The sequence below is a fragment of the Vibrio sp. Vb1755 genome (assembly GCF_033338635.1).
Taxonomy (GTDB): domain Bacteria; phylum Pseudomonadota; class Gammaproteobacteria; order Enterobacterales; family Vibrionaceae; genus Vibrio; species Vibrio alginolyticus.
Map to the genome: position 1 here is coordinate 1 of NZ_JAWOTA010000011.1, position 14,522 is coordinate 14,522.

Annotated in this window: 11 protein-coding genes and 1 pseudogene; 6 read left to right on the plus strand and 6 right to left on the minus strand. The window is 44.9% G+C overall.

Translation table 11 applies throughout. From position 1 onward, the window contains the following. Positions 1 to 255: pseudogene (locus R7E00_RS11745) on the plus strand (amino acid ABC transporter permease); the annotation flags it as partial. 92 nt (positions 256 to 347) lie between these two features. Continuing rightward, positions 348 to 1,166, plus strand: coding sequence for an EAL domain-containing protein (locus R7E00_RS11750; protein ID WP_213960951.1), 819 nt, complete (start codon positions 348 to 350; stop codon positions 1,164 to 1,166). Between the two features lie 106 nt (positions 1,167 to 1,272). Here the strand turns inward: R7E00_RS11750 and R7E00_RS11755 are convergent, their stop codons facing one another. Then, a complete protein-coding gene (locus tag R7E00_RS11755; protein ID WP_213960950.1) occupies positions 1,273 to 1,806 on the minus strand; it encodes an RNA-binding S4 domain-containing protein in 534 nt (177 codons plus the stop codon). A 226-nt stretch (positions 1,807 to 2,032) separates the two neighbouring features. Between R7E00_RS11755 and R7E00_RS11760 the strand changes: the two genes are divergently transcribed. Beyond that, positions 2,033 to 2,986 (plus strand): endonuclease/exonuclease/phosphatase family protein, encoded by a 954-nt coding sequence (locus R7E00_RS11760; protein WP_170890110.1) that lies wholly within the window; start codon positions 2,033 to 2,035, stop codon positions 2,984 to 2,986. A 17-nt stretch (positions 2,987 to 3,003) separates the two neighbouring features. Here the strand turns inward: R7E00_RS11760 and cra are convergent, their stop codons facing one another. Next, positions 3,004 to 3,984, minus strand: coding sequence for a catabolite repressor/activator (gene cra / locus R7E00_RS11765; RefSeq protein WP_206957501.1), 981 nt, complete (start codon positions 3,982 to 3,984; stop codon positions 3,004 to 3,006). A 373-nt stretch (positions 3,985 to 4,357) separates the two neighbouring features. Between cra and fruB the strand changes: the two genes are divergently transcribed. The 3 genes from fruB to fruA are packed head-to-tail and all read left to right on the plus strand — an operon-like array spanning position 4,358 to position 8,230. Next, on the plus strand, positions 4,358 to 5,491 hold the full coding sequence (fruB, locus tag R7E00_RS11770) for a fused PTS fructose transporter subunit IIA/HPr protein (RefSeq protein WP_064354756.1): 1,134 nt from the start codon (positions 4,358 to 4,360) through the stop codon (positions 5,489 to 5,491). Between the two features lie 9 nt (positions 5,492 to 5,500). Next, on the plus strand, positions 5,501 to 6,472 hold the full coding sequence (gene pfkB / locus R7E00_RS11775; protein WP_017634191.1) for a 1-phosphofructokinase: 972 nt from the start codon (positions 5,501 to 5,503) through the stop codon (positions 6,470 to 6,472). Positions 6,473 to 6,490: 18 nt separating this feature from the next. Further along, positions 6,491 to 8,230, plus strand: a complete 1,740-nt coding sequence (gene fruA, locus R7E00_RS11780; protein ID WP_033906530.1) for a PTS fructose transporter subunit IIBC — start codon at positions 6,491 to 6,493, stop codon at positions 8,228 to 8,230. Positions 8,231 to 8,312: 82 nt separating this feature from the next. Here the strand turns inward: fruA and R7E00_RS11785 are convergent, their stop codons facing one another. The 4 genes from R7E00_RS11785 to R7E00_RS11800 all read right to left on the minus strand — a co-directional run bounded on the left by R7E00_RS11785 (position 8,313) and on the right by R7E00_RS11800 (position 14,392). Beyond that, a complete protein-coding gene (locus R7E00_RS11785) occupies positions 8,313 to 9,023 on the minus strand; it encodes a hypothetical protein (protein WP_033906529.1) in 711 nt (236 codons plus the stop codon). 175 nt (positions 9,024 to 9,198) lie between these two features. After that, complete coding sequence (locus R7E00_RS11790) at positions 9,199 to 12,258, minus strand: efflux RND transporter permease subunit (protein ID WP_213914867.1); 3,060 nt, start codon at positions 12,256 to 12,258, stop codon at positions 9,199 to 9,201. Then, positions 12,258 to 13,319 carry an efflux RND transporter periplasmic adaptor subunit gene (locus R7E00_RS11795; protein WP_054575157.1) on the minus strand — a complete coding sequence of 354 codons (1,062 nt, stop codon included), beginning with the start codon at positions 13,317 to 13,319 and terminating at the stop codon, positions 12,258 to 12,260. Before R7E00_RS11795 ends, R7E00_RS11790 begins: the two co-directional genes overlap by 1 nt. After that, positions 13,319 to 14,392, minus strand: a complete 1,074-nt coding sequence (locus tag R7E00_RS11800; RefSeq protein WP_017820965.1) for an efflux RND transporter periplasmic adaptor subunit — start codon at positions 14,390 to 14,392, stop codon at positions 13,319 to 13,321. Before R7E00_RS11800 ends, R7E00_RS11795 begins: the two co-directional genes overlap by 1 nt. Positions 14,393 to 14,522: the final 130 nt, after the last annotated feature.

Below are 14,522 nucleotides of genomic sequence, written 5' to 3' on the forward strand. Positions count from 1 at the left end.
GTTATCGCGCCACAGGTGCTTAAATCAATAACACCTGCACTTGCCGGTCAAACTATCTCTTTGGTGAAAGACACCTCTATTGTTTCACTGATTTCGATACAAGAAATGACGTTTGTTGGGACAGAGATGGCAAATTCATCAGGGTATATATTTGAAATTTGGCTGATTGTCGGCTTTGCTTACTTCTTAATCTGTTTTGGTCTGTCACTTATTTTTCGCCATATTGAAGCAAAATCGGAAGCCATTTCAAATTAACTCAACCGCATATGTAATTAGGCACATTTGATTCTTCAAATCAGAATTGCACCCTGTTACATTGGCAAGATGCTAAATTTTCGGCGTTTTTCATGGAGTTAAAGAATCAATCCGACTACGAGCGATACATAAAACAAGATAATCTTGGTGAATATTACGTAGTTCTCAATCAATTCACTTTTCACAGTGTTTATCAGCCAATTTTTGATAGACGCCAACGTATTATTGGTATGGAAGCCTTACTGCGTATTCGTGGCATTGATGGTTCCCTAATTCGTCCTGACGTGTTTCTGGCCAATAATGGTCTTGATCCCTACTTTCGCTTATGTGTAGAGTTTTTATCCAGAGCAATGCACATTCGAAATTTTGCACGCTATTTCGCGGGGACACCGATCAAACTGTTTCTTAACGTCATGCCTCAAACGCTACTCACGCTAACCAAAGACATGGGCTTTAAAGATAACGGCCTGCTTTACAAACGCCTTTCCGAACTTGGTATGAGCCCATCAGACGTAGTTTTTGAAGTAGTCGAAGAGTCATGCGGAAATACGGATTTATTAATCAAAGCCGTACAGTTAATGAAAGCGAATGGTTTTATCTTTGCTATCGATGATTTTGGCGCCCAACATTCTGATATCGCACGTGTTCAGCAGCTCTGCCCTGACATCATCAAAATCGATCGTTCCTATTTGCTAGACTACTGCGCCGGAGAAACCTTTTCCATACATAGCGCCGTTGATCTAGCGGATCATATGGGAGCAAAAGTCATTATAGAAGGGGTTGAAGAAGACGGGCAGCTACAAGCTATGTATCAACTTAATTTGGATTATTACCAAGGCTTTTACTTAGGAAAGCCTTGCGCCATTCATCACTGGACAGATAGCCTAAACATCGAGACGACAGTGCATTAACACTGCCCACTTACAGCACAGTGAAACCAAAAAAGCGCCGATATAATATGCTCGGCGCTTTTTAGTTTTACTCAGATGTCACTTATTTAGTTAAGCGTTCATTTCCCTAGAAAAAATCAATAGAATTACGTCCGCTCTTCGGATCACGAGTCGCTTGCGGTTTGTCTTCTTTTTTGCCTTTCTTAGCATACTGAGACAACGCTTCTTTCTGCGCTTTACGCTCTTTATGTGCCGCTTTACGGCCTGTTGATTTAGGCCCAGAAGCTTTAGGTGACTTACTTTGACGAGACTTATCTTTACGAGAAGACTGCGCTTCTTTTTTCGCTTTCTTTTCTGCTTTTTGCTCTGCCGTTTCAGGTTCGGTTACTGGCGCATCGCAAACCACAACATAATATTCCTGGTTAAACTCAAAAAAGTCACCATCATACATCTTGCGGCGCTTACGTGTTTCTAGTTCACCATTCACCGCGACGTAGCCTTCCTCGATGATATGTTTTGCTTCGCCGCCACCGCTGACCAAGTTTGCGATCTTAAAAAGCTTGTACAGTTCGATTGGATGCGCATCAACATCGATGCCAATCGCTTCGATCTCAATCTCTTCGCCTTCTAAATACTCTTCGTGGTCGTAATCTTGGGTCATGTTACTTACTCTTACTATTTGATGCCCTGAAGTTTAAACGCAATGCTTAAAAATAGAAACCTCTGGCGATGTTCAATCACCGATTCGCCTTGGCATTTGAGCACCTCTTAACCCATTTAACTTGTCGCTCGTTAGCTTGTATACCGATGCGTAGCTCAAACGAAGCTGCAATTACGCAACCTGAAGGTATATACTCTCTAAGTTATTGTTGAAAAGAGCGAATACTTTGTCTCAACCAAGTAGAATTACCTTTGTCACTGCGAACTTGTTTAATTTTGTCGCACCGCCTAACGCCTACTATGATTTCGAGAACATATACTCGTTAGAGCAATGGCGAGACAAACTTTCGTGGACGCAACGTCAAGTTGAAAAACTGGAAGGCGACGTGATTGGCTTACAAGAAGTGTTCAGTATCGAGAAGACCCAGGAATTTTTTTCAACCATCGGCTACCCCTACTTTGCGACCGTTGACACCCCACATGTTGAGGATGAGTACATTTACTCAAGCCCTGTTGTGGCAATCGCCTCTCGGTTTCCAATAGAAAAAGTACAAGCGGTAGAGTTTGACTTAGCAACGCTTGAGCCTTTTGGAGTAAGTGTTGCTCCAGAGTTCAGTCGCAAACCCATCTATGCCCAAGTAATACATCCTGTACTTGGTCATATCGCCGTTTACGTAACGCACCTGAAATCTCAACGCCCGGCCGACTCAGAACAACCAGAAACGTCTAGCACGATTATTGGGCGCTGGTTATCCACCCAGCAAAGAGGCTGGGAAGCAGCGATGTTAAGAGACGCGATGCAAAAGAGGTATCGAAAAGAACCAATGCCGACAGTGTTAATGGGCGATATGAATCAGCCTATCACTCCTATCAGCGTTAACAGCGCATTGGTATCCAATACTGGTGACAGCGTCACTGAATTACAACTCAAAGATGGTTGGTTATTGCAAAGTGACACCCTGAAGGATGAACGCCCAGCCACGCACTATCATTTTTCCACTGGGAATGTACTCGACTATATCTTGCTCTCACAAGAGTTTGACACCTTATCAGATATATCGGTTGCCGAGGTTGTTGACTATCAGGTGTCTAACCAACATCTGATCAACCCGATTTATGACAGAGATAAAAACGCCAGCGACCACGCATTTGTGGCGCTGACGGCTGAAGTAAAGCTTTGAGCAACCTATTTAGTTACTTAGTGACGTTTCACAATTTTACGCGGGATAAGTTCTACGCCAGGCTTGTAACGCTTGGCGGAAGCATTGAGTGCTAACTCCATTGCGCTGTCCGCGATCAACTCAAACTGTTGAGGCAAAGAGTTGATTTTCACAGGCAAAAAGTCCAGCAGTCGATTATCACCAAATGTCGCTAAACGCACCTTTCCCATCAGTTCTGGTTTTTCTAGCATTACATCCAACACACCTTCTAACAGTGTGTATGACGTTGTAACAATGGCATCTGGCAATGCGTTCTCTGTTAACCATCTCTCTAAGACTTTCTTGCCTTCTTCCCGGGAGAAGTGTTGTCCATAACCCACTGTTGCCGTTTTACCACCTTGTTGAGAAGCAGATAGAAAACCGAGCTCACGCTCTTTTGAGACTTGAAGATCTTGCAATGCACCGATTAAGCCAATGGACTTAATACCCTCTGACAGTACTGACTGAGTGAGTTCAAGTGCGGCATCAAAATCTTCGCTGATGACACAACAAAAGTGCTCATCATCCATTGGACGGTCTAGCGCGATAACTGGCGTACCAGAATTTTGCAACTTAAGATAATACTCGTTTGCAGTGGGCATACCACTTGCCACAAACAACGCATCAATACGACGACTGACTAATGCTTCCGCCACCTTTTGCTCTGTATCAGGATCATCATCAGAGCAGCCAATCAAAATTTGGTACCCCGCTTTCCGAGAGTTTTGCTCTATCAGCTTTGCAAGACGCGCATAACTGGTGTTCTCTAAGTCTGGGATGATAAGCCCAAATGAGCGTGAATTACCTGCCCGCAAGGAAGACGCCGCATGATCTGGCTTATAATTGTACTCTTCTACAACGGCCATCACCTTTTTCTGAGTCTTCTCGCTGATGCGGTATTTCTGCGCTTTTCCGTTAATCACATAGCTTGCAGTTGTCTTAGAAACACCCGCTAATTTGGCTATTTCATCCAGTGTCATATTCTAAACCTTATTCTGTGCGCGCGATCATATTAATACATCAACGATCTTTCGATAAGTTGAATTATAAGCTGAACCGATTCAGTATAAAAGCTGAAAGGATTCAGCAAAACTTAAAAATTGACATAAATCACCTGAATACACAACAAACCAATTTGTAGGCTAGGCTATAGGACAGCGGCAAAGGCTCGTTTGTTAACCTCAGTTTTTAAAACAGTTTTTCTGAGTCTTTTAAAAAATTTACCAACAAGCTGAATCGATTTAGCTTGAAAGATAAAAGGTTTGAGGAGTGATAAGCGCTCAGAAGAAGCGGCGTTCAACTTCTCACACAGAATACATTTTTAAATTGATACCTTAAGGCTGGAGAAGCACCATGCTTAAGCTAAATAAGAACGACATTACCCTCTCGCAATCAGCGACAGATAAGTTTGAAGCAATAAAGAGTATTGCTCATAGCCTGACTGATAAAGGCCTAGTTGAGCAAGGTTACGTTGAAGGCATGCTAAACCGTGAAAACCAAAACTCTACGTTTTTGGGGAACGGTATTGCCATACCGCACGGTACAACCGACACTCGTGCAATGGTGAAAACAACGGGTGTTGCTGTGCACCACTTCCCACAAGGTGTCGACTGGGGTGATGGCAATACTGTGTTCGTCGCTATCGGTATCGCAGCTAAATCTGATGAGCACCTTGGCATTCTTAAACAGCTCACCAAAGTGCTAGGCGCAGATGGCGTAGAAGAGCGTCTGCGTAATGCAAAAAACGAAGACGAGATCATCGCCCTACTACACGGTGATGTTCAGCTTGAAGCAGACTTTGACGCTTCTTTAATTCAACTGATGTTCCCTGCGAGCGACATGCTACAGATGAGTGCTGTTGCAGGTGGTCTGTTGAAAAATACGGGATGTGCTGATAACGAATTCGTTGCAGATCTCGTTACCAAACAACCAACTCACTTAGGTAATGGCCTGTGGTTAATTGGCAGTGACAAACATGTCACTCGCACAGGCGTGTCATTTGTCTCGACGGCAAACGACTGCGAATATGAAGGTCAAAAAGTGCGTGCACTTGTCGCGTTCGCGGCATGTAACAATGCTCACCAACCTATCCTAAAAACGCTTTCTAACATTGTGTTTAACAATGAACACGGCAAGCTTTTAGATGCATCAGTAGAACAGATTCTTGCTTTGTTCAAAGGTGAAGAAGTCACAGCCGCATTTTCAGAAGAAGGCAATACCGCTGTATTTAAAATCAAAAACTCTCACGGCCTACATGCTCGTCCTGGGGCAATGTTAGTCGCAGAAGCGAAAAAGTTTGAATCCACTATACGTGTTACCAACTTAGACGGAGATGGAAAAGCAGTAAACGCGAAGAGCCTAATGAAAGTCATCGCACTGGGCGTTAAGCACGGTCACCAACTTCAATTTACAGCAGAAGGCCCTGATGCGCCGCAAGCCTTGGAGTCTATCGGAAATGCAATCGCTTCTGGCCTTGGTGAAGGTTAAGGATCCGATATGACAAACAAAACAAATAAGGTTGTCACTATTACGCTCAACCCAGCATTGGATTTAACAGGTTCAGTAAATGAACTAAACGTTGGTTCCGTGAGCTTAGTACAGCAAAGCAATCTCCACGCTGCTGGTAAAGGTGTCAACGTAGCAAAAGTATTGAGCGATTTAGGCGCAGACGTCACGGTTACCGGCTTTCTCGGTAAAGATAACCCTGAGCTATTTCATCAGCTTTTCAATGACATCAACGTTAAGAATGAATTTGTGGAAGTAAAGGGTGCCACTCGTATCAACGTTAAGCTGGTCGAGGCCAATGGCAACGTCAGTGATATCAACTTCCCTGGCGTTCAAGTAGCGGCCGACGAAATTACTCGCTTTGAGGAGACACTATTTCGTCTAGCGGAGACGCATGATTACTTTGTACTTGCAGGTAGCTTACCTGGAGGCGTAACCGCCGAACAATGCGCTGCATGGATAGAAGCACTGCATCAACAAGGCAAAAAGGTGTTGTTCGACAGTAGCAAAGCCGCATTGAAGTCAGGTATTGAGGCTCACCCATGGTTGATTAAGCCTAACGATGAAGAGCTTGGTGATTTTGTTGGCGAACATCTAGCAACACCTGAACAATGCCAAGCTGCAGCGCAAACACTGAGCGACAAGGGCATAGAAAACATCGTGGTTTCTATGGGTCCTGACGGTGTTATGTGGCTCAACCAAGGCGAATGGCTTAGTGCAAAACCGCCTCGAATGCATGTCGTGAGCACCGTTGGCGCAGGCGATACGCTGGTCGCTGGCTTGTGTTGGGGCCACATGCAACTGATGCCTAAAAACGATTTATTGCGCTTCGCTACGGCACTTTCTGCTTTGGCAGTTAGTCAAGTTGGCGTAGGGCTAACCAGTCAGGAAGAACTGGAAAATATCAAGCGACAAACTGAAGTTAGCGCGCTTTACCCTATTACAAACTTAGAACAAAACTAAGGAACAGAAGGTTATCGTATGAATATTGCCATTATTACTGCCTGTCCGAGCGGTGTAGCAAATAGCATCCTTGCGGCAGGATTACTAGAACAAGCCGCCGCAAAATTAAACTGGAATGCCAAAATAGAATGTCAATCAAGTGTGGTTGAACCAACACTATTGACGGAAGCTGACGTTGAACAAGCAGAAGTCATTGTCATTGCGGCAAATACTAGCGTCGACACTTCTCGTTTTGTAGGAAAAAAGGTTTACCAAGCGGAAATTAGCGAAGTAGCAAAAGACGCAACTGCGTTTCTCCAGCAAGCGGTTGAAAACGCCACTTTACTTGAAAAAGCAACCACACTTGCAGCCCCTATCACTACAGATACAACATCAGCATCAAAGAAGATTGTTGCAATCACGGCATGCCCTACTGGCGTTGCGCATACCTTTATGGCGGCAGAAGCTTTAGAAGAAGAAGGCAAGCGTCGTGGCCATCAAATCAAGGTGGAAACTCGTGGTTCAGTTGGCGCTAAAAACCAACTGACTGAGCAAGAAATTGCAGATGCCGATCTGGTGATCATTGCTGCGGATATTGAAGTGCCACTTGATCGCTTTAACGGCAAAAAGATGTACCGCACGAAAACAGGCCCAGCTCTGAAAAAAACAGCCGAAGAGATGGACAAAGCATTCGAGCAAGCCACGATTTACCAACATTCAGGTTCTGCAAATTCTGCTTCGGCAGCAGACGAGAAGAAAGGCGCTTACAAACACTTGATGACAGGGGTATCGCACATGCTGCCTGTGGTTGTCGCTGGTGGTTTGATCATCGCCCTATCGTTCGTGTTTGGTATTGAAGCATTTAAAGAAGAAGGCACACTAGCAGCAGCCTTGATGAACATTGGTGGTGGCTCTGCATTCGCATTGATGATTCCTGTACTTGCTGGCTATATTGCGTTTTCAATCGCTGACCGTCCTGGTCTGGCTCCTGGTCTTGTTGGTGGTATGCTAGCAAGTTCTACTGGCGCAGGTTTCCTTGGCGGTATCGCGGCTGGTTTCATTGCTGGTTACGCAGCGAAACTCCTCGCAGATAAGGTGAAACTGCCACAATCGATGGAGGCGCTTAAACCGATTCTGATCATTCCATTTGTGGCAACATTGTTCACTGGTCTTGTGATGATCTACATCGTAGGCGGCCCAGTTTCAGGCATCATGAACGGCCTGACTGACTTCCTAAACAACATGGGTTCTGACAGTGCAGTACTACTGGGTATTATCCTTGGCGCTATGATGTGTTTCGACCTAGGAGGCCCGGTAAACAAAGCCGCTTACGCATTTGGTGTTGGCCTTCTGGCTTCACAAACTTACGCACCAATGGCGGCAATCATGGCCGCAGGTATGGTTCCTGCGCTAGGTATGGGTTTAGCGACCTTCATTGCGAAGAACAAATTTGAACAAAATGAACGTGAGGCAGGTAAAGCATCATTTGTCTTGGGCCTTTGTTTCATCTCTGAAGGCGCAATTCCATTTGCTGCGAAAGATCCAATGCGCGTGATTCCATCTTGTATGGCAGGTGGCGCGCTTACTGGTGCCCTATCGATGCTATTCGGTGCGAAATTAATGGCACCACACGGCGGTCTATTCGTGCTGCTAATTCCTAACGCAATTTCACCAGTATTAATGTATTTAGTGGCTATTGCAGCAGGTACAGCGGTAACTGGCTTTACTTACGCATTCTTAAAAAGCAAAGCAGAAGCGAAACAAGAAGTCGCAGCTTAATTAGAGCGACTCCGGTTAACAATGCCACCCTCGAATTTGGCATTTAGCACCTCCCTTTAATTCCGGTTAAGGGAGGTGTTTTTTATTCCGCAGCCGGAACGGCTACAATGTCTACTTCCCCACTGCTCATATCCACCGTTGCTTGATAAGCGCTATGCGGGTCACCGTAGTGCTTGAAGGTAAAGTGGTAAACGTTAGCTGGCGTCCACAAGGTTTTTGATTCTGCGGGCAGAATGTCATAGCCGTCTTGCTGATAAAGCTCTGTCGCCATTACATTTGCGATTGCCGCCTGCTGGTTAGCGTCTCGATCCACCTTTGGCTCTAGTGACGGGTTACTTGGATAAGACTCACCGTTGTAACTCATGAGTCGATAGGAGCCATTACTCCAAACGATAAAGTCCTGCCAACCATTACTGTAACTGTCGGCTAGTACAATAGGCGTGCGAGTTACCGACATTCGATTAATAACGTTTCCCTCATTATCAAACATATATGCAGCACAGCCACCACTACCACAGAAATAGCGATCTTGAAGCAACACTATGTATTCTGCCTTGCCGTCGCTGTTTAGGTCGGCGCTACCCGATAGATAACGTAGATTGTCTTGCTCGAGCGACAGCCCTTCAGGGGCTAAAACCTTACTATCAATCCAACTGGAAATGACTTCAGCACTAACACTGTTGACTTTAGGGGCAGGTTGTTTGGTTTCTGTCGGCATGCTATCCGTCGCGGTGCAGCCAACCAAGGTGAAAGAACCAACGAAGAAGAGTCCGTTTAATATGCGCTTATTCATGTAATCTCAATCTTTGATGTGTCGTTACATCAGTATACGCATGATTTGCATTGTAATCGTAAGAAAATCATTAAAATCAAGCAAATGAATGGTTTGGTATATATTAGTAAGATCAAAAAAGCCCCGAAGAAAACCTTCAGGGCTAGGCAGGAAGCTGGCAAATAGCCAGGAGTCCCTATGCAGTGGTCGGTTTTACCCTAAACAGAATTGCAAACATCACTGGCACCACTATCAGTGTCAGTACAGTAGCAAAACCAAGACCTGCCATAATCGTTATTGCCATCGAGCCAAAGAAGGCGTCGAAGACCAGTGGAATCATCCCCAAGATAGTTGTTAGCGCAGCCATACTTACCGGACGAACGCGGCTTATCGCACTATCAACAATCGCGAGGTAAGGATCTTTACCTGACTCCAACTCAAGGTTAATTTGGTCAAGCAACACAATACCGTTTTTCAAAATCATGCCACTTAGGCTTAACAAACCAAGGAATGCTGTAAAACTGAACGGCATGTTCGTGGTAAGCAAACCAAAAGCAACGCCAATGATCGCTAACGGAACGGTGAACCAAATTACCAACGGCTTTTTGATTGAGTTAAACAATAAAATAGTAATGATGAACATCAACAAGTAACCCATCGGCAATGAACCGAATAGGCCTTCTTGTGCATCTTTGGATGATTCGTACTCACCACCCCATGTGATTTCGTATCCTTCTGGAACATGCAATGCCATCACTTTAGGCTGTACACGAGCAAATAAGCTTGCTGCCGTGTCGTCACTCAACACATCATGGTCCGCGAGAACGGTTAACGTACGCTTACGGTCACGACGCTGAATTAGCGGCTCACTCCAATCCAGTTGAACGCCATCAATCACTTGATCAACCGGAATATACGTTTGCAACGAAGGACTCCAAATGGTCACGTTTTGTAGTGATTCAAAATCTACGCGTTCTTCTTCAGGAAGGCGTGTCATAATTGGCAACGTATGTGTGCCATCACGTAAGTAACCTAAGGTGCTACCACCAAACGCCATTTGCAGTGTGCTTGAAAGATCTTCTTTCGAAATACCTAAGCGACGAGCTTTAGACTCGTTGAAAACGGGTACAAGTTCCTTGGTGCGCTCTCGCCAATCGTGACGAATGTTTCGGGCACCAGGGTCGGTATGAAGGATGTCTTCAACTTGCACCGCCAAGTCACGTAAAACTTGTGGATCAGGGCCAGTAATACGCGCTTCGATCTTAGACGCTGGTGATGGACCAAATTCCATCAATTTAAACTGGAACGTAGGCGCATCAAATGTTTTCGCCAGATTCGCATCTAACTTATGCAGTAAACCAAACATTTTCTCACGCTCAGTCGCGCGAACTTGGAACTGAGCGTACGCTTCGTAACTTTTTTCTGGTTGATAGGTTAAAGCAAAACGCTGTAGGCCCTGCCCAATCGAAGCAGAAACAAAGTCAATATCATCTTGCTGACGAATGTAGCTTTCGACCTCTTCAGCTTTTTTGATCGTTTCACGGATGTCAGTACCCTCTGGCATCCACATATCCACGTAGAACATCGGCGTATTCGATGGTGGGAAGAACTGCTGTTTTACATTACCAAATGCCACGACAGCACCCACTAATAGCGCCACCATGCCAGCAACGGTAAGCCAGCGGAATCGCAATGCAAATTTCAGCGATGCCCCAAATACGACAAACAACCAGCCTTTATAAGGATCATCTTCGCTAGTACCCTGCTCTTTGTTTTCCTCTTTCAACAAAAGATCGGCAAGGAAAGGCGTCAGTGTAATAGCGGTAATCCAGCTTAAAAATAATGAGAAACACAGCACCCAGAATAGAGAGCCCATGAACTCGCCTGTCGCATCTTGCGACAAGCCGATAGGTGCAAAAGCCGTAATTGCAATAACAGTTGCGCCCAGCAAAGGCCATTGTGTTTGCTTTACAATATCGACAGCCGCTTGAACTTTGGTACGCCCTTTCTTTAGGCCAACCAATATGCCTTCCACGACAACAATCGCGTTATCAACCAGCATACCCAAGGCAATAATTAACGCGCCAAGAGAAATACGATGCAGTTCGATGTTGTTGTAATTCATCAAAATGAAGGTACCAAATACCGTCAATAACAACACAACTCCAATGATGACACCACTGCGTAAACCCATAGTAAACAGCAACACAATGATTACGATCGCCACTGCCTCCGCTAGACTAATTACAAACGCTTTAACAGATTCATCCACCTCATTGGCTTGGTTGTAAAAGTAGTTCATATCGATGCCAGCAGGCTTGATAGACTCTAGGCTCGCGAGCTCCGCATCCAAACGTTCACCAACCTCAACCACGTTCACACCTGACGCAAACGAGATACCGATATTAATCGCTTTTTGACCGTTAAAGAGTACGACGTTGCCTGGCTTCTCTTGAATACCGCGAGAAATCGTTGCTACGTCTTTTAGACGAATTAGATTTCCTGTGTCACGGCCATGAATGATCAGATTTTCTAGTGCTTCTACAGTGTTTAAGGTGCCGCTTGGGCGAATAACAAGGCTTTCGCCATTGACCATCACTTCCCCTGCTGAAACCACATTGTTTTGCTGGTTCAACAAGCTCGAAACCACATTCATGTCTAAGTTCAGTGCAGCAAGGCGATCAAGTGAGATCTCAACGAATAGCATTTCTTGCTGATCGCCCGTGATGTCTACCTTACCAACACCATCAACAAGCTCGATTTCACGGGTCAGGTAATCCGCATAACGTTTCAGCTCTACATAGTCGTAATCGTCACCAGTGAGCATTAACATCACGCCATAAACGTCACCGAAATCATCAATGATCTGTAAAGACTGAACACCTTGAGGCAATGATGGTCGTAAATCATTAATTTTACGGCGCATTTCATCCCAAATTTGCGGCAGTTCATCAGGACCATAGTCCATTTCCATGCTCACCGTTATTTGAGACATACCATTAGAAGACGTAGAGGTAATTTTGTCGATATAAGGAAGTTTTCGAATCTCTTTTTCTAGAGGATACGTCAGCTCTTCTTCAACTTCTTTTGACGTCGCGCCAGGGTATGTTGAGATGATCATGGCATCTTTGATCGTAAATGCCGGGTCTTCTAATCGTCCCAGCTCCAAAAATGACGTTAAACCACCAACAGCAAGGATAATGATGAACAACCAGCTGATGACTTTGTTTTTTATTGAATACTCAGCAATGTTCATTATTGGTTATTCTCCACAACATCCACATGTTTACCTTCGCGTAATTTACGCAGATTTGAATTAATCAGAATATCGCCCTGGCTAACACCTGACGACACAATGGCTCCATTGCCATTCACTTGAGAAATCATGACAGGCACCCGTGTGACAATGTCACCTTCTTTTTTCCACACAAAGAACTCATTCCCTTCACTGCCTGCTTGAAGCGCCGTGACAGGAACACTGTAACCATCAATAGAGGTAATGCCCGCCTTCACCATATCGACCAAAACGCTTACGCTGGTTCCCGGTAATATCTCTGTTTTTGGCTGTGGCATCGTCAAGTACATTTCGTAGGTTTGAGTTTCGGCGTTGGGTTCACTAGTGTGCTCTAAATAGTCCAAAGCAAATCTGCCATCGATGCCGGAGAAGGTTGCTCTAGGCTTGTAGCTCATGCTGTCTGAGTTTGGGTCTACCATCGCTAAAACATTGTCGGAAAGCTCAATGCGCACGTAAACCAAATCGTTTTGGTATAGGTTTAACACGGGTTCACCAATTGCCACACGCTCAAAACGTTCTTTGAAAACATCAGATACTTTACCGGCGAACGGGGCGAATAAACGGGTGTAATTCAATTGATTGGTCGCGTTATAGAAAGTAGCCTCAGCTAGCTCTTTATTGGCGGTTAGCTCATCAAGTTCCGCTTTTGAAATCATTTGACGTGCATGCAAGTCTTCACCGCGTTTAAGCTGACGAATTGCAAGTGTGTATTGTGCTTCTGCGTCATTCACGGCTTGCTTCTCTTTGCTATCATCTAGCTTTGCGATCATTTGCCCCTGCTTAACAACGTCACCCGCTTTAACCAATACGTGCTGAACTTCCCCAGCGCGGCGAAATGCCATTGGCGTTTGCTCTGCAGGCACTACTATGCCTTTGAACGCGCGATGTTCACTTTGTACTGGTGCATCCACCGAGATAGTCGACACAAAAAGTGGCTGCTCGACGATAGCTTGGTTTTCATTTTTGCACCCTGTTAAAACTGTAAGTGCAATCGCAGAGATCGTAAGTAGAGAACGTTTCATTAAATGCCTCCCTCACGAACCCAAGCTTTCACCACTTGTCCTTCAACCAGTCTCTCAACACCAGCAATAACAACGTAATCATTGTTATCAAGCCCGGCTTTCACACCACCTGCTGCGTCAAGTGACACAGTGACTTTATTGACCTGCTGCGTGCTTCTGTCCATTACCCAAACTTCACCTTGCGTCCCATTTTTGTTGACCCAAGCAGACTGAGGTAACGTCATCGCGTCCGATACATGTTGTTTAGCAATGTGTACCTGCCCAGTCATACCTGTCAGCAAATTGCGATCTTCTGGTCGAGTGATGGTCACGATCGCCTCATAACTATTGGTATCGATGTTTGGCTGCGTCGAAATTTCTTTAAATTGCCCAGGGATACGTTTTCCTGGCTCGCTATCCATCGTCACCCACATATCGGAGTTTTGCAGTGACTCAAGTGATACAGATTCCGCATAACTTACTGGCAAGGTGAAAGATACATCCAACGTCGTGTTATCAATGAGATTCAAGATCTCCTGCTTCTCTGCTACTACTTGAAACGGGTTGACATAGGTATATGACACAATGCCATCAAACGGTGCGTGAATTTTGGTATAGCTCAAATCGGTTTTAGCTTGTTCGTAGTTCGCCAATGCCGCTTTATATTGAGTTTCTTTCTGATCGTACTCATCAGTACTAATGAGTTTTTTTCCGTAAAGGTTTTTCGCGCGGTCCCATTGTGTTTTCGCTAACGCGTACTGCGCTTGAGCGGCATCTAACGCAAGCTGAAGATCTTTAGGGTCTAACGTTGCGAGCACTTCACCTTTTTGGACTTTTTGACCCATGCGTACACGTAATTCATCAACCTCTCCACCAACCTGAAAAGAAAGCTGCGCGCGATGTGTTGCATCAATACGCGCTAAAAAGGCGTGCGAGTCTTCAAGTTCTAGGTCTTTCACCGCCAGTAATTTTACAGGTTTGATTAAAGGTTCAGACGGCTCAGAAATGGCTTTATTACACCCAGTTAGCATCCCAGAAAGACTTAATGTCACCACTGCGCCAACTAAAGTGCGCTTTAAATATTGTTTTCGCACCCGCTTTCTCCGTAGGTTTTATATATTACACAGCCGTGCAGTATAAGCAGAATTTGAAATTGATCAACATATTTTCCAGGTGGATAGCAAATTAATTAGTCAAAGCGTTCGGTTTCTGGTAAAAGTAAGC